17 protein-coding genes and 2 pseudogenes are annotated in these 18,576 nt (G+C 39.9%); 1 reads left to right on the top strand and 18 read right to left on the bottom strand.

Features of this window, described 5'->3' with window-relative positions; genetic code table 11:
- The 11 genes and pseudogenes from thiH to pseB all read right to left on the bottom strand — a co-directional run.
- A pseudogene (gene thiH, locus ACKPQ5_RS02585) lies at positions 1–291 on the bottom strand (2-iminoacetate synthase ThiH); the annotation flags it as partial.
- 38 nt (positions 292–329) lie between these two features.
- Positions 330–1,109, bottom strand: a complete 780-nt coding sequence (locus ACKPQ5_RS02580) for a thiazole synthase (protein WP_407677530.1) — start codon at positions 1,107–1,109, stop codon at positions 330–332.
- Positions 1,106–1,747: a thiamine phosphate synthase gene (locus ACKPQ5_RS02575; protein WP_407677529.1), complete on the bottom strand. Its 642-nt coding sequence runs from the start codon at positions 1,745–1,747 to the stop codon at positions 1,106–1,108. Before ACKPQ5_RS02575 ends, ACKPQ5_RS02580 begins: the two co-directional genes overlap by 4 nt.
- A gap of 15 nt (positions 1,748–1,762) precedes the next feature.
- Positions 1,763–2,419 carry a thiamine phosphate synthase gene (locus tag ACKPQ5_RS02570; protein WP_407677528.1) on the bottom strand — a complete coding sequence of 219 codons (657 nt, stop codon included), beginning with the start codon at positions 2,417–2,419 and terminating at the stop codon, positions 1,763–1,765.
- Complete coding sequence (gene thiS / locus ACKPQ5_RS02565; protein WP_407677527.1) at positions 2,416–2,619, bottom strand: sulfur carrier protein ThiS; 204 nt, start codon at positions 2,617–2,619, stop codon at positions 2,416–2,418. The genes ACKPQ5_RS02570 and thiS overlap by 4 nt, the downstream gene beginning before the upstream one ends.
- Positions 2,616–4,547 carry a phosphomethylpyrimidine synthase ThiC gene (gene thiC / locus ACKPQ5_RS02560; RefSeq protein ID WP_407677526.1) on the bottom strand — a complete coding sequence of 644 codons (1,932 nt, stop codon included), beginning with the start codon at positions 4,545–4,547 and terminating at the stop codon, positions 2,616–2,618. Before thiC ends, thiS begins: the two co-directional genes overlap by 4 nt.
- Before the next feature lie 241 nt (positions 4,548–4,788).
- Positions 4,789–6,309, bottom strand: a complete 1,521-nt coding sequence (locus tag ACKPQ5_RS02555) for a GntP family permease (RefSeq protein WP_407677525.1) — start codon at positions 6,307–6,309, stop codon at positions 4,789–4,791.
- Between the two features lie 120 nt (positions 6,310–6,429).
- Positions 6,430–7,566: a DNA-processing protein DprA gene (gene dprA / locus ACKPQ5_RS02550; RefSeq protein WP_407677524.1), complete on the bottom strand. Its 1,137-nt coding sequence runs from the start codon at positions 7,564–7,566 to the stop codon at positions 6,430–6,432.
- Between the two features lie 78 nt (positions 7,567–7,644).
- Positions 7,645–7,782: pseudogene (locus ACKPQ5_RS02545) on the bottom strand (sigma factor-like helix-turn-helix DNA-binding protein); the annotation flags it as partial.
- 165 nt (positions 7,783–7,947) lie between these two features.
- Positions 7,948–8,997: a pseudaminic acid synthase gene (gene pseI / locus ACKPQ5_RS02540; protein ID WP_407677523.1), complete on the bottom strand. Its 1,050-nt coding sequence runs from the start codon at positions 8,995–8,997 to the stop codon at positions 7,948–7,950.
- 18 nt (positions 8,998–9,015) lie between these two features.
- Positions 9,016–10,014, bottom strand: coding sequence for a UDP-N-acetylglucosamine 4,6-dehydratase (inverting) (gene pseB / locus ACKPQ5_RS02535; RefSeq protein WP_407677522.1), 999 nt, complete (start codon positions 10,012–10,014; stop codon positions 9,016–9,018).
- A 113-nt stretch (positions 10,015–10,127) separates the two neighbouring features.
- Here pseB and ACKPQ5_RS02530 point away from each other — a divergent pair, with 113 nt between their 5' ends.
- Positions 10,128–11,672 (top strand): 6-hydroxymethylpterin diphosphokinase MptE-like protein, encoded by a 1,545-nt coding sequence (locus tag ACKPQ5_RS02530; RefSeq protein WP_407677521.1) that lies wholly within the window; start codon positions 10,128–10,130, stop codon positions 11,670–11,672.
- Here the strand turns inward: ACKPQ5_RS02530 and ACKPQ5_RS02525 are convergent.
- The 7 genes from ACKPQ5_RS02525 to ACKPQ5_RS02495 form a co-directional block, all read right to left on the bottom strand.
- On the bottom strand, positions 11,665–12,894 hold the full coding sequence (locus ACKPQ5_RS02525) for an aminotransferase class III-fold pyridoxal phosphate-dependent enzyme (RefSeq protein ID WP_407677520.1): 1,230 nt from the start codon (positions 12,892–12,894) through the stop codon (positions 11,665–11,667). The two genes, ACKPQ5_RS02530 and ACKPQ5_RS02525, sit on opposite strands and share 8 nt — an antisense overlap.
- The gene (locus ACKPQ5_RS02520) at positions 12,891–13,577 is read right to left on the bottom strand and encodes a hypothetical protein (RefSeq protein ID WP_407677519.1); all 687 of its coding nucleotides are present in this window, start codon (positions 13,575–13,577) and stop codon (positions 12,891–12,893) included. The genes ACKPQ5_RS02525 and ACKPQ5_RS02520 overlap by 4 nt, the downstream gene beginning before the upstream one ends.
- Entirely contained in the window at positions 13,558–14,625 is a 1,068-nt protein-coding gene (locus ACKPQ5_RS02515; RefSeq protein ID WP_407677531.1) for an MGDG synthase family glycosyltransferase, read from the bottom strand. Before ACKPQ5_RS02515 ends, ACKPQ5_RS02520 begins: the two co-directional genes overlap by 20 nt.
- A 97-nt stretch (positions 14,626–14,722) precedes the next feature.
- A complete protein-coding gene (locus tag ACKPQ5_RS02510; RefSeq protein WP_407677518.1) occupies positions 14,723–15,967 on the bottom strand; it encodes a DUF1015 domain-containing protein in 1,245 nt (414 codons plus the stop codon).
- A gap of 30 nt (positions 15,968–15,997) precedes the next feature.
- On the bottom strand, positions 15,998–16,297 hold the full coding sequence (gene csrA / locus ACKPQ5_RS02505; RefSeq protein ID WP_407677517.1) for a carbon storage regulator CsrA: 300 nt from the start codon (positions 16,295–16,297) through the stop codon (positions 15,998–16,000).
- A gap of 18 nt (positions 16,298–16,315) precedes the next feature.
- Positions 16,316–16,771 (bottom strand): flagellar assembly protein FliW, encoded by a 456-nt coding sequence (fliW, locus tag ACKPQ5_RS02500; protein WP_407677516.1) that lies wholly within the window; start codon positions 16,769–16,771, stop codon positions 16,316–16,318.
- A gap of 9 nt (positions 16,772–16,780) precedes the next feature.
- On the bottom strand, positions 16,781–18,576 hold a 1,796-nt coding region (locus ACKPQ5_RS02495), incomplete at its 5' end, for a hypothetical protein (protein ID WP_407677515.1).

Below are 18,576 nucleotides of genomic sequence, written 5' to 3'. Positions count from 1 at the left end.
CAGTGTTTTACGGGCGATATCATTCCCCATACTAAAACCGCAATAATCACAAACATTATTACATTCGTTTGATAGATAAATAGGAGCAAACAAGCGAATCGCTTTTCCAAACCTCTGCATCGTCAACCGATTGGCTAGCTGGGCCATATCCTCGAGGTATTCCTTATTTGCTAATGGAGAAAGCAATGCAGCAAGATCATCCATTCCTCCTTCTCCCGCTCCCTCAAGAGCCCTTTCGATATTTTTACTATTAGTAGAATTAATTTTTGCTGAAACTTCAGCCCAATTCATTTTTTCAAATTGATCAGAAAAAGAATCCATACCAATAATCAGGAAAGAAAACTAGTTAATGGAGAAGTGGCGATCGCTTTATTCCTCACCTTACCCATACCGGCTAAATGTGCCATCCTACCTGCTTGAACTGATTTACTGAATGCAGTAGCCATTGCAACTGGATCACGAGCCACTGCTATGGCAGTGTTTACAAGAACGGCACTTGCTCCCATTTCCATTGCTTCGGCGGCTTGCGAGGGAGCACCAATTCCCGCATCTACCACGACGGGAACGGATGACTGTTCGATTATGATTCGTAGAAACTCTCGGGTCTCAAGGCCCTGATTACTTCCAATAGGTGAACCAAGCGGCATAACGGCAGCAGCACCTGCATCTTCGAGTTTTTTACACAAAACTGGATCCGCATGACAATATGGTAGGACAATAAAACCTTCACTTGCCAACTCTTTGGTCGCCTCAAGAGTGGCGATAGGATCAGGCATTAAATATTTTGGATCCGGGTGGATTTCTAACTTCAACCAGTTTGTCTGAAGTGCCTCTCTCGCCATTTGGGCAACAAAGATAGCTTCTTTTGCATCTCGAACACCAGAAGTATTTGGTAAAATCTTGGTGAATTTTGAATCGATAAAATCAAGAATCGAATCTTCTTTCGCTTTTGGGTTAGCCCTTTTCATCGCCACGGTAACCATCTGTGAACCACTTGCAGAGAGTGATTGGCCGAGCAATTCACCCGATTCAAATTTCCCCGTTCCCACGAACAAGCGAGATTCGAACTCGAAATTACCTAATGGTAAGCTATCAGTTTTTTCACTCATGCTACTTCTCGTTCTACTGAGTTTAATTGACTAATAAAGTCAGGAACAAAAGATGCATACTCTCCCTCTCCTGATAATGCGGAACATAACGCAATTCCTGCTAAGTCAAAGTGAGAAACTAAGTCACAGTCTCTTAATTCAATACCACCAATCATAAAAACGGGTATACCTGATAGAACTTTCATGATTTCTAAAATAATTTTTTCCGATAAAATGGGGTCCAAATCATGTTTTGTTTTTGATTTTCGATAAGGTCCCAAGCCAACATAATTACTGACTCCTTCTTCACTGACTTGGATTGCATCATTAAGATTATGTACAGTGGAGCCAATAATTGCATCTTCTCCGAGTAATTTCCTGGCATCTAATGCCGAGCAATCACCAGAACCCAAGTGGACTCCAGAGATAGCTGAAATACGAGCGATCTCGACAAAATCATTTATGATTAAAACAACGCCGCTTTGTTCGGCATAATGATAAGCTTTTTCAACCTGTAAAAGTGTTTCGCGTTGATCCAATAACTTCGTTCTTATCTGAATAAATCTTGCTCCCCTACTAATCAAAATGTCAACTTGCTCATGATGGGCTAATGCACTCGAATCAGTTGTTATACAAATTAATGGCCCGAATTGATTCATCAGGAAAAAACTAGCTCAGGTTTGAATCGAGGCATTTTCTTGAGTTTGCAGTCTGTTATTCAACAGGAATTCAATATCCATCTTGAGGAATTCGTTTAAAGAATGAAGCGGGTCGCGACTGCCCCACACTGAACCAAGAAGTGCAACTCCATAAAATCCGATATCCGCAAGTTTTTTTATTTTTTTTCTCCTGATTCCACCCAGTGCGTATATTTTGGGCACCTTTACTAACTCATTTAACTTACCCGAATTAAAAAAAGCGAATATCTCGCTCAAAGATATTTTGGGAGTGTATCCTTTTTTCGAAATTGAATGATACACGGGGCCAAAAAAAGCGTAGTCCACGGAACTTTCCAGGTTTTTTAATTCACTTATTTGGTGAAGGGAACGACTGCGACTTCCTTCAACATCAAGTAATGATTCAGTAGATCTATGATGATACCCAGCAAGTGGAAAATCATTCAACAAACTGGGACAACGATGGACCACAATCTTTGGTAAATGTTGATCGGGAACTTGATCAAGGAATTCGGATAACTCGTCAGCAGTCCAATCGGGCTTTCTTAAATGATATCTCATTAAGCCCGCATCGAAAAACCTAGATAACAACTCAATTTCCCCAGACTTCTGAGAAGAAGGAGAAATTAAAATGATGCTAGGCAAATCACTCATCCGCCTTGCGTCGCTTGTATAAGAATTAAACGATCGCCATCCGATAATTTTTTGCCCCCGATTTCACCTTCGGGCACGACGACTTCATTTAAAGCAATCGCCCACCCCGAAAGATCAACCATATCTATTTGCAAAAGAAAAGATTTTAACGATAGTCCAAAATCTATTTTCTTGGGCTCATCATTTACAAAAACAGTCACTTTTTATTTTCAGGTAAGTATATCTCGGCACCAGAAGAAAGAAATTCTTTAGACTTCTCCTCCATTCCTTTTATAACTGCGGACTCATCGCTATCATACCCATTTTCCCGCGCATATTCTCGGACATCCTCGCTAATTTTCATCGAACAAAAATGAGGTCCACACATCGAACAAAAATGAGCTGTCTTGGCATTTTCCTGAGGCAATGTCTGGTCATGAAATTCTAGGGCTTTTTCCGGATCAAGAGATAGATTAAATTGATCCTTCCAACGAAATTCAAACCGTGCCTTGGACAAAGCGTTGTCGCGAAACTGAGCCGCAGGATGACCTTTAGCTAAATCGGCCGCATGGGCAGCTAGTTTATAAGTAATCACACCCTCTCTAACATCTTCTCTATCTGGTAAACCTAAGTGTTCCTTCGGGGTTACATAACAAAGCATTGCACACCCATACCACCCAATCATTGCGGCTCCAATACCACTTGTAATATGGTCATACCCAGGTGCAATATCAGTAGTCAAAGGTCCTAATGTATAGAAAGGTGCTTCATGACACCAATCTAATTGTTTTTCCATATTTTCCTGAATCATGTGCATCGGCACATGCCCTGGACCTTCATTCATGACTTGGACTCCATGATCCCACGCTCGTGTTGTTAATTCGCCCTGGGTTTTCAATTCTGCGAATTGAGCTTCGTCATTTGCATCTGCAATAGAACCTGGGCGAAGACCATCGCCGATCGAAAATGAGACATCATAGGCTGCCATTATTTCACAGATCTCGTCCCATTTCTCGTATAAAAAGTTTTCTTTGTGATGAGACAAGCACCACTTGGCCATAATTGAACCACCGCGACTCACAATTCCAGTCATACGACGACTCGTCATTGGCACATATCGTAAGAGGACACCCGCATGAATTGTGAAATAGTCAACGCCCTGCTCTGCCTGCTCGATCAAAGTATCTCTAAAGATCTCCCAGGTTAAATCTTCTGGCTTTCCTCTTACTTTTTCCAATGCTTGGTAGATAGGAACTGTACCGACCGGAACAGGACAGTTTCGGATAATCCACTCACGGGTACGGTGGATGTTTTTGCCAGTTGATAAATCCATTAATGTATCTGCACCCCATTTCGTGGCCCATCTCATTTTTTCAACCTCCTCCTCGATAGAAGAAGCTACTGCTGAATTCCCGATGTTAGCATTTATTTTAACAAGAAAATTACGCCCTATCACCATTGGCTCCAGTTCCGGGTGGTTGATATTGGCGGGAATAATTGCACGCCCACGAGCTACCTCACTCCGAACAAACTCAGGTGTAATTTCAGTCGGTATCGAAGCTCCAAAAGGTTGTCCTTTATGTTGATGATTGAGCGAATTCCTTACCGCATCGGGAGAAGTCTCAAGATTCTCAGCCAAAGTTTGCAACTTCATGTTCTCCCGAATGGCAATAAATTCCATTTCAGGTGTAATTATTCCATCTCTGGCATATTGAAGTTGGGTTACTGCCTTGTTCGACTTCCCACGTAATACCACTCGTTGAGAAATATCAAAATCTGGCAATTCCTGAGACCTTTCATCGGACCTGTCAGCATGTTTGTCTGATAGGTAACCATTATCAATAGGCTGAGAGGATCGACCCTCGATTTTTTGAGTATCATTACGCTGGTTAATCCAATCGGAACGTAACAGGGGAAGCCCTTTAGTTGAATCCTTATGAAACTCGGGGTCACCCCATGCTCCCGATGTATCATATACCCGTACTGCTTCATTTTCCTCTGTTCCACCGCCTGGTAAATTACTCGGCGAAAGTGAAATTTCTCTCATCGGCACTCGAACGCCAACGGATTCACCCGGAACATAAATTTTATGAGAATTGGCAAAGGAGCTATGCTCTGCTTTTGATTGATTTTCTACTTTTTTTATCATGGCTATAAATTAAATTTGCCAGAAAAAATTCGACAGAATTGTCGAGTTTTCCCTACGGCGCACGGATTCGCATCAGGTTCTAAGGGTCGCTTACGGATCGTGTAAGCCTCTCAGTCGTACGCCTAAGTGACTCCCCTAAACAAATGCTAAATTTAGTGCTGTAATGGTTAAAAGCAATCAAAAGAATTCAGAAATAGTAAAAGAACTAATAAATTAATAATTACTTTCACTTTTCCTACCATTATTGTAACGGCAATAGATAAGACCCTACTAAGCAAATAGCTAACCCCAATAATGAGATGGCAGTGAGTAAGAGGGACCAGGTTTTTAAAGTTTCTTGCTCAGTCAAGCCACTTAATCGTTGCACCACCCAAAAACCGCTATCATTCATCCACGAAAGCGTTATTGAACCAAACCCGATTGCCAAAAAAATATACAATGGATGATAAGAAAGAACACTCCCATCGCCTACTACCGCAGCCATTAAACCAACCCCAGTTATCATTGCCACGGTAGCGGAGCCTTGGGCAATTCTGATAATTGCGGTTACTAACCAGGCAAGTAAGACATAGGAAAGATTCAATTCGCTTGAAAGGTTTTCAATTGAATTACCCACTCCACTTAATCGAACCATCCCGCCAAATGCACCCCCTGCACCCGTAATCAATATAATCATTCCGGCGGTCGAAAGAGGTTCTTCAAGTTCTTTGGATAGCAATGAAGTAAGCCCCCCACCTTTACCTCCATTATCTTGGATTGATTGCTTCAGCAAAATATAAACCGAAGAAACAGCAGCCAATGCCATTGCCATGTTAGGCTCACCTAAAAAGGAAAGTACCGAGAAAAAACCGGCTCCCAAACCAGAGTCCAAACCACCGAAATTAGTATAATGCATTCTGACCAGATTCAAGATTGATAATCCAGAAATAAGAACCACGGGTAAAGCAATCGGTAGAAAGGATAAAAAGACTGAGGGTAAGTCTTCATCGGATTTATTTATAATTATTTCCAGGCTCTTCTTGGATGAACCCGCGACTTCACGCATCGGGAAATTATATTTTGAATCAAACCATTTGGCTAAATACAGAACTAAACAGGCGGGTATAATGCTCGCGATTACACCAGCAACCATCGCTTCACCAACCTCGAGACCCAATCCATCCGCGATCATAAGTGGTCCTGGTGTAGGAGGAACCATCGAGTGAGTAATTGCCCCGGCACCTGCCATTGCCAATACAAAATATAAATATTTACCTCCTGCACGGACGGCCATTGCACGAGCTATTGGAATTAATAAAAAAAATACGGTATCAAAAAAGACTGGAATGGATAGTAGGAATCCACTTAGTAGAAGAACAAAACCAGCATATTTTTCTCCAAAAACAGAAAGTAAAAAACGAACTACCCGATCAGCAGCCCCGCTTTTCATCATACAAGTTCCAACAATTGCTGCCAGTGCGATAATTAAACCCACTCCGCCTGCTGTGTTGCCAAATCCAAGAAGGGACCATTTGATCGCCAAAGTATAATCAGTTTCTGAAGAGGCTGGTAAATCTACTCGATTGTGAAAAAGACCTTTATTTTCAATCGAAAGCTCAGGTAAAGGACCCGATAGCATTCCAACGAAAATAGCCGCGACCATTAAAGTTAAAAATGCATGAATTTTAAGTTTTGTAATTCCAAAAACGACCCAACAAACACTTAACAAAAGTACAAATAAAGGCCAATGAGGAGAAGAGGTAATGGCTACAGCATGAATCATATTTTGAACCTGAAAAACAGTTTCTTAACCCCATCTCAAAACTTTCTTTAAATCAAGAGGTAAAATCCGAATTATTGAAAATTAAAAGTAATACCCTACATTCAAACATACGATGCAGGGTTAAATAATTTCGTATTTCCCGCTCGGATATTTTTTAATGTAACGATTAAGCTCTAGCAGAGTTAAATGGGACATTGTTTCAGCAATTGATAACCCTGTTCTATGTGATAATTCATCGAGTGAAAGTTGCTCTCCCTCTTTCAATTCATTGACAAGTTTCAGCTCACTTTTGTTCAAATTTTGAAAGGAAGCGTTTTCCAGAGAAGTTTCTTTTTTATCATTATCAAAATTAAGTAAATACTGCTCTTCATTCATGTAGGGGCGTAGGTCTTTAATCACATCGACTGCAGAACGGATAAGTGTTGCTCCCTCTCGAATCAGTTTATGACAACCGGCAGAACTGGGTTGATCAATGCGCCCAGGTATAGCGAAGACAGTTCTTCCCTGATCTGCTGCAAATTGTGCAGTGATTAAACTGCCCCCTGATGACGCTGATTCTACCACAATAACTCCTTGTGCTACTCCAGAAACTAAACGGTTACGCATAGGGAATGTCCTGCGATCCGCTTTTCGCCCAAAAGGAAATTCTGAAATAACTGCCCCTTGTTTAATAATTCGTTGATATAAATTTATATTTTCAGGCGGGTACACAATGTCCAAACCACTCCCCAAAAAGGCAATTGTTGGGCCACCTGCATCTAGGGCACCTTCATGTGCTGCCGTATCGATTCCACGAGCCATACCACTCACAATACAAAAACCAGCTTCAGTTAAATAAGACGCTATTTCCCTCGCTTGCTTCTGGCCATACATTGTCGGGTTTCTCGTACCTACGATCGAGACGAAAGGCCGGTTTGTTAGATTACCAGATACATAAAGCCCGATCGGGGGGTCATAAATTTCCAATAAAATTGATGGTAAATCAGGCTGTGAAATAAAAGAAGCATCACGATTTTCAATTTTCTTCTTTTCAGAACAAAGCCATTCCAGGTTTTTGGGGTTGATCAAAGAATCAACAATTTTATTTCCAACACCATTGACCTTAAATAATTCCGATTTATTAGCACGGAAGATTGCCGTCGGGTCACCGTCAAAATACTGGATTAAATTTCTCGCAGAAACTGGGCCCACATTCGAAATTCCGTTGAGCAATAAAAAGGCATCTTGAATATTTAGATTATTAATATCATTGCTCACTAATTTCAAGAATAGGCTATTTGGATAATTTTGAAAGAGAAACTTCTCAGCCTTCTCATTAAATAATCCAATTTTGTATTAAGCTTGATGGTCCCTTAGAATATTAATACGTGATGGATGCCTTAGCTTGCGAAGTGCCTGTGCTTCAATTTGACGAACTCTTTCTCTTGATACGCCCATAATATTGCCAATTTGCTCAAGTGTGAGCGATCGACCGGGGCATCGCGTTGAAACCCAACAACATGCTTGGCGAAGGCGTTCATCAGTGGATCCCGTAAAAATTGGTATATTAAGCTCCTCGATTTTACTATGGGTCACCTATAAACATAGCATCACTTACCCAATTAATGCAAAAATGAACTAATTTATTTAAAATTAATGCTATTTATCTTGAAAATCATCTAAGGATAAAGGATGTCCAACTATCATATCTCGATTGGCTACCTTCCCTAGTACTTCATTCCATAAGCTAGGACACAAACCATCTCCAGGACGGGCTACTCTTAAATTATTAGTAGTCAGTGTTTCATTGCGATGAATTACCTTAGAGACCAAAATCGAACGTTTAAAAAAGGATCCTTTCTTTTCAACCTTATGATTTGAACCATCAATTGTTCCCACTGCCAAGTGAGTACATTTGACTTGATCCACCAAGGATTTAAATTCGTGGGGTAGCATAGAAAATCCACCATCAATCGAGTCTTCATTTCGATCTAAAGTAAAATGCTTTTCAATAACTCGTGCTCCCAAAGCAGTCGCTGCAACTGCAATTGTATGGCCAGGTGAATGGTCAGATAAACCAATTGATATGTCATCCGAATATTTTTTTAGGTTTAGCATTGAAGCCAAATTAAAATCTTCGGGTTGAGCCGGGTACTCGCTTACACAATGCAAAAGTGTGATGTGGGGGCAGCCCTTTGATTCTAATATAGAAATTGCTTTTTTAATTTCCCACTCACTCGAGACTCCCACACTTGCAAGGACTGGTTTTTTCGTCTCTCCGATTTTTTCTAACAAAGGAAAATGATTTAATTCGAAAGAAGCAATTTTGTGTAAGATAGGATCAAGATTAGACTCCAAATAATCGACCGCACTTTCATCAAATGGAGAGCTAAACAAAAAGGCACCAAGTTCATTCGCTTTATCGAAAAGGGGCTTGTGCCAATCCCATGGAGTCATTGCCTCTTGGTAAAGATCATGTAAATAACGACCTTTCCATAATCCCTCTTTTAATAAAAAGCGGTCATCTTTACCGTTAACTGTTATTGTTTCTGGTTTGTAAGTTTGCAATTTAATTGCATCTGCACCCGCTTCAACTGCAGCTTCTACCAATTGGAATGCTTTATCAATACTACCCCCATGGTTTCCCGATAGTTCGGCAACAACCAAAGGCGGTTCACTAAGATCAGTAATTTTGGTGAGAATCTCCACCGTGAGAAATGGGTGCTGTCAGCTAGATTGGGGGGGCGGTAAAAAATCAGACAGCAGGACTCTTAATTCCTCAACAGTCAGGTTATCACAATTACAATTACTTGCGTATTTGAATCCGTCGGAGCAAGGAACTCCCCCTAAAACTCCTATTTTATTACCCCAAAAAGATTGGATTGGTTGAATAACAAAATGATTATCAAACTCTAAGACATTTCTAGACTCATCTTCTGGAATAAGTACTTCATGGATCTTCTCACCGGGTCTTAGTCCAATGGTATTCCACTTACAATCAGGAGCAATTACATTGGCAATATCAGCAACGGAACAGGCTGGAATTTTAGGAACAAAAAGTTCGCCTCCGACCATCTGTTCTAAGCATTGTAACACAAAATCAACCCCGTCCTGTAAAGTGATTAAAAAACGAGTCATGTCCGGATTAGTAATCGTGAGGGAACCAGACTCGCGTTGATTTGCAAATAATGGGGCAACGCTTCCTCGACTTCCCACTACATTGCCATATCTCACTACTGAAAAAATTGTTCCACTTTCTCCACCATAACTATTAGCCGCTACAAAAACCTTATCCGAGCACAACTTGGTAGCTCCATATAAATTGACTGGATTGACCGCTTTGTCTGTGCTTAATGCAATTACTTTGCTCACACCCGCATGTAAAGCAGCTTCTACTACATTTGTTGCACCATCTACATTAGTTTTGATAAATTCATGCGGATTATATTCCGCTGCAGGGACTTGCTTAAGTGCAGCCGCATGAATAACGTATTCAACACCTCTCATGGCAAGACAAAGACGGTCTTTATCGCGAACATCGCCAAGAAAAAACCTGACCTGCCCCTGGGTAAAAGCTTTATCTTTTTGCATCTCAGATTGTTTCCACTCATCACGAGAATAAACAATTACACGACGAGGATTGAATCTCTCAGTAATAGTTTTAACAAACATTTGTCCGAACGATCCAGTCGCACCAGTTACAAGAATTGATTTGTCGTTAAACATAGTAATTACATATTAGAAAGATAATAGTTAATTTAGTCGATTCGAAAGATCGACCGTTCATTTAAGAATAATAATTTGTACAATTTCTTTTCAATTTTAAATTTCGTTACAATATGACGACTGAGTGGCTTTCTGAGTCAGATTCAAGTGGTGCAAAATCCGTAATTTTGCTCGGTCCACTTTCCAAAGATCAATTACTGGAAGAATCGGAGAAATTTCCTGTAGGAATTTTATGGTTTTCGCCTCCGATTCAGCAAGATATGCCCCTACCTTCAAATGTGAAGAATATTAGCCGGAGCAAGAATGCCCTCACATTTAAAAGTGCTTTGGAAACTTTTATACTTCTCGATTATCACACCCCTCCTTCTGTAAAAGTAAGTAACAAGATTGAGGAAGATAATCCCACTGAATATACAAAAATTCTAGACCTTGTAATTGCTGAAATTGATTCCACTATGCGCGCAAGGCGTACCCGCTCGGAAACCGGCTTTTTAAGGCAAAGACAAATATTCACGAACTTGGCCGGTTACCTAACTAAAAGATTACCCAATGAATGGAATTCACTTGGACAAGGGAACTTAGCTGTTGTTGTTGGTGCCGGGCCTTCACTTGATGTTACTTTAACATTACTTAATTCGAATATTCCCAAGCCCATAATTGTAGCTGCAGACAGTAGCCTCAAGGCATTAAAGAGTGCAGGAATGGATCCTGATTTTGTTGTTAGCATAGATCCACAAAAAACTTTCGATTCATGTAGCGATCCAGATTACACTCCCGGAATTGCTATACTCTCCACCCAATCCCATGATAGTTGGAGGAAACATTGGGGAGAAAATTGTGCTTATTTATCGGGACGTGTGATTACGGAAGATTGGCTTGCAGAAAAAGGAATATCCAAAACAAACCATCTTGCAATAAATAACGCAGGCTTGAGTGCATTGGCATTTGCTGATTTTTTAAATACTTCAGCGATTCTCACAATTGGTCTCGATTTAGCGGGAGGCGGGGATGGTCAAGACCGTTATGCTGAAAATACAAACCGATCCCATATTCAAGTTCACGCATCTCATTACCATCGCATCCCTGGTAATTATGACGAAACAGTCCCGACTCCTTTTCTTTCTGACTGGCAAGAAACTTCCGACTACTGCAAAAAGATTTCAGGTAATAAAACCGTAATAAATTTTAATGACCGAGGTGCAAAACTGGAGGGTGCTACCTTGGTACACCCCAAACAAATTAAAGAGCTTAAGGAAGTACTGAACGAAAGCATATCTCCTTTTGTTTCGCTCGATAACAGTCTTCTCACACTTCGAAAAAGTCTAAGCGGATTGGGGTTAAATCAACTACTTGTTCAATTAACTACTTTATGCGACAAGGCTTGGTCAGAATTACCTGCGGAAACAACAAGTGAAAGAAATTCCATGCTTAATTCCTTGAGAATTATTCTCGCAAATCGTGATATTGCATCTCTTTTGGGTGATTTTGCTTTTTCGATAATGCCTATTCTCTCACCAGGAAAAAAGCCAAGCTCTCAAGAAATAAAAAAAGCATTTTCTGAACTTCGAGAACTTCTTTGGAGGCTAGAAGATTCAATCGTTGAATGTAACCCCGAAGAAGAATTTTTGATAAGATTTTTTACAGAAAAATTTAATTAAGATTTTGTAACTCATTCATTGCCTGCCCGGCGAGTTCTAAGGCCAAATCTAAATCAGTATACTCCATCGCATTGGAAATAAACCAATTATGATGGGGATGGAAATATAAACCTTTACCCGCTGCCAACTCACAAAATTTCTGAATAAGAAATAAATCATCATCTCCGTCAAACCAAGGATATGGCATGGAGGAAGGACCAGTCATAGTAAAAGGCAAACCCAAATCCTGAGCACAGGCAACTAATCCTGCGCAAAAATAGTCTCCTTTTTTTAGTACTGATTGGGCAACCTGATCACGCTGTGAAATTTGAACTGATTTTTGAGCTGCCGCCATGGCAACGGCATCATTCCAGCAACTACCTGTCAAAAAAACTTCTTTTGAGGCAGCCTTTAAAAATTCCTTACCAACACAAGCAGAAATTGAAAAACCATTCCCCAACGCTTTAGAATATACCGATAAATCAGGTGTGAAATCAAAATATCTGTGGGAACCGCAATCATCCAAACGCCCCCCTGCCCTTACATCATCTAAAATTAAAATTATTCCATTCTTTTTACACTCCTCTTCCACAACAGGCCAAAAGTTATGATCAGGTAAAATAGAAGGACCAAATGCAGCGTGATGGTAAGGAGTTAAAATAACCGAAGAAATTTGATTTCTATAATTTTCTAACAACGAACGAAATTCATCTAGGTTATTCCAGGAAAATTCTAAAACATGAGAGCGGTCATTCTCTACTCGTCCACCAAATCCCGGATCGCACCATGCATCTACTCCGTGGTAAGCTCCTTTCGCTTTTACTACAAATGGTCGGCCAGTTTCTTCACGAGCTACACGAATTGCCCAGGTGGTAAGATCGGATCCATTCTTTGCAAAAACGCTCCAATCTGCAAAATTGATATTAGTGGTCAACAATTCAGCAAGTTCGACCATAATTTGACTGGGTTGATTAAATACTGCCCCTTTCGATCGTTGCTCATTGGCAGACTCCTCGATTTCAGAATTTGAGTACCCATGTAAAATTGCACCAAATCCACACATAAAATCAAGCCACTCATTACCGTCCACATCTTCAAACCGACACCCCGAGGCACTTTTAGTATAATGGGGGAAATGCCTCGGCAATCCAGCAATTGGAGCAACATGTCCATAAATCCCACCGGGTATTACCTTCAATGCACGTGAAAACAGACTATCTGAAGTATCTCTTTTTAAACTCATATAATAGAGGGTATCGTTTTTTGTGCTATTCGCGAAATATACCCTATTTTATCTAATAATGGAAGGTTTCCAGAAATTGTAGCTTCCCCTAATGCAGGACCGCCTAAATGATCAAACCAACCACTAATTGCATCGCGGGCTACCTTAAGGCTTAGAAATGTGAAAACGGCAGTAGGCTCATAATCCATAACACCAGAATCAACACGACAAAGATCATTTTGGGAGAAGGAGAACCATATCGCAATGTCAGTTCCAGAAACTTTAAACAAAATACGGCCTTCTTTTTCATTACTTAGCAATTCCTTACACCTTAAGTCATGATTAGCAAATGCAGCAGTCCCCGCTAAGCCAGCTCGTAATGCAACCGAGATACTTTGATTATTTAAAAGTTTTGCTGATAGAATTTTTTTAATTTTTAATAACATCAAGATTGAAGTAAATGCATTATTAAAATTACCGAAAAGAGGAAGAAGTCGAGGAAAAGCAAACCCAGTGCTAACCGCTTTTAACAGTTTACTTTCTTTAAAGCAAAGCCCCTTCCCCCCAAGTTGAATGTAGTAATTGTCAAGCAAGGTAACCTCTAACAACTTACCAACATGAAAGAGGTTCATAATTTCCGAACTAGCAGCCTCGAGAGACAGTGCTGCTGCATAAGGTACCAATCTATCTTTTGCTACATCCACAGATTTCAATCAACCGATTTATTAATACCTGAGGAGAGGAGTCTATCCCAATTTTAATTTTAGGTAATCTCGGTTCAATTAATTGATTAATAATTTTAGGGTTACGACATAAAACAATTGAATCACTTCGATTCCTCCAAAAATTGAGATTGTTTATTTCTTGAGGCATTACTCCACGAGAAATATCAAATATAATTGGGGTTCCACAAACAATTGCTTCAGTCGTGGCTCCCGCCCCAGGGCGGGCAAATAAAAAAGAAGCACTCTGCAACAATAAAGCCATCGCTTCATCACCAATGATCCGGAGAGGAATAATTTTAAATTTAAATAAATCTTTTATTTTAAGTATTTCATTATAAATTTTATCATTTTTTCCACACAACGCGACCACCTGATAATCAGAATTATATTTTTGAAGCGAATGTAACACATTAAGATGCCGATTTACTCCATTTGCTCCAGTGCCCAAGAGGAATATTGGTAAATTATGCGATATATCATGCTTACTTAAAATACTTCTTTTCTGTTGTTCAGATATTTCCCCATAAAAAGCTTTTCTTAAAAGTGGACCGACGACTTGAGTTTTATTTGCAGGCATCCCCCTCTTGATCGCTGCATTACAAGTTTCTTCAAATGGACCTAAAAAATAATCTACTTTTGGATTTACCCAATGACGACTAAAACCAACTCCATCCGCCAGTTCACCACAATAAATTACAAACTTTAAATTATTAGAAAATCTCTCTTGTAGCAGCTCATAATACCCATGATTTAGATGTGCATGAACACTGACGACTATATCTGGTTTAAAACGACCAATTTCCTCAAACCAGGAAGTGGCTCCAAGAATTAACATTTTATAACGATGCAATGAAGCAATTTCTAGGAAATTGAAATAAATGAAATGAAATGCAGGGTAGATTTTTTGTATAAAGTTATAAAAATTACTACCCATTCGGTATAAAATAAAACTACTTTCTAAAGGCTGTGATATTTTTGCCGATCCACCGTTTTGCTCCCACCAATACTTTAAGGCATTTGCCCGCATGTTGTGCCCCCCACCAGTGGATGAACTAAGAATTAGTAGGTTCATGCTTACAATTATTGATATCTTTTGATAAAGAAAATCAATTTAGATGATTAATCTATTCTAAATCGTGAACGAAAAGGCCGCTTCTTAATTTAGGTTCAAACCAAGTTGTCTTGGGAGGCATGATCTCCCCGGCGTCAGCAATAGTTAATAATTGTTCCATCGTTACAGGATACAATGCAAATGCAGCGACCATTTCACCAGAATCAACTCGTCTCTTCAATTCACTTAATCCCCTGATTCCGCCAACAAAGTCAATGCGATTATCTTTTCTTAAATCAATAATATTGAGTAACGGAGTCAGTACCTTCTCTGATAATATGGTAACATCTAAATCGCCAACGGGGTCATTCTTATCCCAGCATCCATCTTTTGCCAGTAAACGATACCACTGACCTTCCAAGTAGAGAGAAAACTCTCTAATCATTGTTGGTTGTGGATCGCCGTCACCATACTGAGAAACAATAAAAGAATCTTTTAATTTAGTCAGAAAATCTAAGGGACTCAGTCCATTTAAATCCTTCACTAATCTATTATAATCGAAGATTTTTAATTCATCATCAGGGAAAAGAACGGTGAGGAAGTAATTATATTCCTCCTGACCAGTATGATTAGGGTTTTCCTCTTTGCGCTTTTTCCCAATCCGAGCGGCCGCAGCAGTGCGATGATGTCCATCAGCAACATAAAGATAAGGCACTTCTTTAAATGCATCTGTAATAAACTTGATATCTTCTGTATTCGAAATGGGCCAAAGTTCGTGTTTGATCTGGTCATCGGCAATAAAATTATATTCAGGAGTTTCTGTTGTCTTATGGCGAACAAACTCATTAATTGAACTTTTGCCTCGGTATGAGAAAAAGACGGGTTCTGCATTCGCGTTTAAACATTCAACATGCCTAACTCTATCATTTTCTTTCACCGGTCGAGTCAGTTCATGTTTTTTTATAATTCCATCAAAATATTCCTCAAAAAAACAACAGCCAACCAAACCCGTTTGGCTGCGACCGTCCATAGTTAATCGATAAATGTAAAATGATGAATCAGGATCTTGGTTAAGGATTCCACGGGACATCAAATCTTGAAAATTAACTTTTCCTTTTTCATAAACCGCATCTGAATACGGATCTGTATCAACCGGTAAATCGATTTCAGGCTTTACCACATGAAGGAAAGATAAGTCGTTCCCTTCCGCTTCATGCCTCGCTTCATTAGAGTTTAAAACATCGTAAGGGCGGGATGCTACCCCCTTAACATGATCAGCACTGGGTCTAATTGCTCTGAAAGGCTTAAATACGGCCATAATTATAATTCTTTAAAGTGAAAAGAAAGTTTATTTATTTTCTTGTGTAGATTCTTTAGCCGCTTTCTTGGCCCTCATCTGTGCAATTAATTGCTTTGCCGAACCCGCGGCCAATGTACTTTTAAGAGTGCTCTGCTTAGGAACATTAGTAACAGCAGCAGCAATGTTGGAAGATTGCATCTCCTCAAGAATTTCTCGTCGAAGAATAGAAATTGAACGAGGTGCAGATATCCCAATCTTAACGGAATCCCCCTCAATTTTGGTAATAGAAATTTCTATTTCATCACCAATTCTAATTCCTTGATCAACTTTTCTAGATAATATCAGCATTAGTCTCGGTCAGGCAATTTAGAGACCTTCTCCGCCAACATCTAAAACATGGCGAGCTGAAAATTCTTCGTGGTTATTGATGATACATTGCTTTCCAGTCAAATTCCTTCTGTTTACAATGATAGGACCGACTAAATTAAGACAAATTTTCCCACTTTGATCAGGAGGTAATGTAACAATATTCAAAATCATAGTATCCTCAGGACCAGTAATATCTAGGAGTTTGACATCTGCGTCTGCAATCTCGACAGAGTAATTATTTATAATTCCTCCTGGTTCTAGAACAATAAACGCAAGTCCATCCTGCTTTTGCTCGCGTAGCCACATAAAGGGAAGTTCGTCTTGGTCAAAAACTAATTCCATCGAACGAATCTCTGCGAAACCAAATAAACCCTGCGGAAGTTTTATCTCGCTTCTTGTTTCTGCATGCCCGATTTCCGGGACATTTGAATCATCGTCTACTTTAAGTTTCATCTCTGAGAATTATAGATAATTCAACAAGGAAGTGTTTAAAAGTTGGGAGCCAATTTGCAAAGCAGCTTGGTATGAAGTGGATAAGCGAGTCAATCTCATTATTGCTTCGGATAAATCAATATCAACATCGTTAGATATTCTCTGGTCGAGTTGAACAAAATAGTCTTCATCATGAGACTTGACTGTTTCCATACGTACCATTCTTGCAGAAATTTCTCCAAGTTTGTTAATCAACTTGTCTTCCTGTTGAAGTAGTTCCATTTCCTCATCCTCAACAGCTTGCGAATAATGCGAGGGCGTAGCATTGGACAAGGCATCTCTTAGATCTACAAGGGAATTAACGACATCACCAAGTTCTTTAGTTCCGTTATTTTCTGCATCAAGAAAACCGGACAACTTACTCTCATTTCCGATGTAGTACTCTGAATTTTTATCACTGCCAGTGTATGAAATATTGATCACATTTCCCTTTGCATCGCGATGATCTAAAAATGTTTTAGTGCCAGTAGCAAAAGAAAAACTGTCACCGATACTAGCACTCATTGCGGTTCCCTTGAGGGGAACATCTCCTGAAATATCGAATCCTAAAATCTTGTAAGGTCCAGGATCACTTGGATTTTGCCCCCAAAGTATATCTGCTTCCATCTCTTGCCCATCAGATAAAATAACCTTTGCCTTTTGGAATGAAGGAGGAACTTCACCACCACTGGATGAACCGAAGAAATATCTCCCAGGTTCGATAATTTTCAGTCCAACAACTTCGCCTTCAGAATCAACAATAGCCTCTGCTTTTGCATCTATCCCCGAACTGCCTGCTGGTTGGATTCCGACAGCAGGGCGGTTTGAGTTTTCAACCTTAAACTTAAACACATGATTAAGAGGCTTTTCGACTTGTAACCAAACATCGTTTGCAACCAATTGACCACTAATTGTAGGTACATTCACATCACTTGGAGTAACAAGTGGAAGATCACCAGAAAGACTTGGGATATTCAGGTAATTATTAAAATTATTTTTTTGGCACTGAAAATACTTTCCTTCATGATAAACAATTTGTCCATAATCATAAGAAAGGTTAGGAGTCCAATCATCTCCTTGCTGAGCAGAACGTGGACCACTTACCGATATGGAACTTCCTACTTTGCTAAAAAATGCACCCTCTTGCAATGAATAATCAGGCAGTGTCTGAGCCGTCCAGTTCGATGCAAAATCTAATTCAGTATTATCTGTAGGGGAAAGATCAGTGGCAGTAGTATAGTAAATACCGTCTTTATAAGCATGGTCTCCTGCGCTAAATGCAAAGCCTTCCTGCCATGTTGATGCCGTAGTCCAGTTGGTTCCAAAGTTCTCCAGGGTATTGCTCTCTGCGGTAATTGAGGAATTGGCAAAATAAAGTAATCCGTTTGCGGTCGACATCTCACCGGAGGAAACTGGCACTCCAGTGACCCAGGATGCAGGCTTGGTAATATCTTGCTTAGCGATATAAAAATCGTTGTTATCGGGATCGTAAATGTAGTCACCAGACTTCGCTTCAAGTTGCCTAGTTGTGGAGTAAATAGGTTCCTTGCCTTCTGTAGGTAATGTATCACCTAATAAGAAAACATTACCATCAGATCGCTCAGTCAATCCGACAACATTTAATGAAGTTCCACTAAAGTGAGTAGCTTGAATATCGGGATCTGTTAAAGAGAAAGAAAAATCGGACTTAACTGCAAAATATTCGTTGTTTGCAGAGTCGTGTACATACTGCCCCTTTTTGAGATTTACCCTGTCGGGACCATACCCAACATCAAGTAAACCAGAAG

Source organism: Candidatus Seribacter sulfatis (genome assembly GCF_964187635.1).
Taxonomy (GTDB): Bacteria; Verrucomicrobiota; Verrucomicrobiia; order Opitutales; family Seribacteraceae; genus Seribacter; species Seribacter sulfatis.
The sequence above is the reverse complement of the archived record's forward strand: the minus strand, read 5'-3'. Positions and strand labels throughout refer to the sequence as shown.

What these genes read in the sequence shown, in the direction of transcription:
- ACKPQ5_RS02580 (WP_407677530.1), bottom strand. Translation starts at nt 1,109, where the DNA reads ATGAGTGAAAAAACTGATAGCTTACCATTAGGTAATTTCGAGTTCGAA.
- ACKPQ5_RS02575 (WP_407677529.1), bottom strand. Translation starts at nt 1,747, where the DNA reads ATGAATCAATTCGGGCCATTAATTTGTATAACAACTGATTCGAGTGCA.
- ACKPQ5_RS02570 (WP_407677528.1), bottom strand. Translation starts at nt 2,419, where the DNA reads ATGAGTGATTTGCCTAGCATCATTTTAATTTCTCCTTCTTCTCAGAAG.
- thiC (WP_407677526.1), bottom strand. Translation starts at nt 4,547, where the DNA reads ATGATAAAAAAAGTAGAAAATCAATCAAAAGCAGAGCATAGCTCCTTT.
- ACKPQ5_RS02555 (WP_407677525.1), bottom strand. Translation starts at nt 6,309, where the DNA reads ATGATTCATGCTGTAGCCATTACCTCTTCTCCTCATTGGCCTTTATTT.
- pseB (WP_407677522.1), bottom strand. Translation starts at nt 10,014, where the DNA reads ATGTTTAACGACAAATCAATTCTTGTAACTGGTGCGACTGGATCGTTC.
- ACKPQ5_RS02530 (WP_407677521.1), top strand. Translation starts at nt 10,128, where the DNA reads ATGACGACTGAGTGGCTTTCTGAGTCAGATTCAAGTGGTGCAAAATCC.
- ACKPQ5_RS02525 (WP_407677520.1), bottom strand. Translation starts at nt 12,894, where the DNA reads ATGAGTTTAAAAAGAGATACTTCAGATAGTCTGTTTTCACGTGCATTG.
- ACKPQ5_RS02515 (WP_407677531.1), bottom strand. Translation starts at nt 14,625, where the DNA reads ATGCGGGCAAATGCCTTAAAGTATTGGTGGGAGCAAAACGGTGGATCG.
- ACKPQ5_RS02510 (WP_407677518.1), bottom strand. Translation starts at nt 15,967, where the DNA reads ATGGCCGTATTTAAGCCTTTCAGAGCAATTAGACCCAGTGCTGATCAT.
- csrA (WP_407677517.1), bottom strand. Translation starts at nt 16,297, where the DNA reads ATGCTGATATTATCTAGAAAAGTTGATCAAGGAATTAGAATTGGTGAT.
- fliW (WP_407677516.1), bottom strand. Translation starts at nt 16,771, where the DNA reads ATGAAACTTAAAGTAGACGATGATTCAAATGTCCCGGAAATCGGGCAT.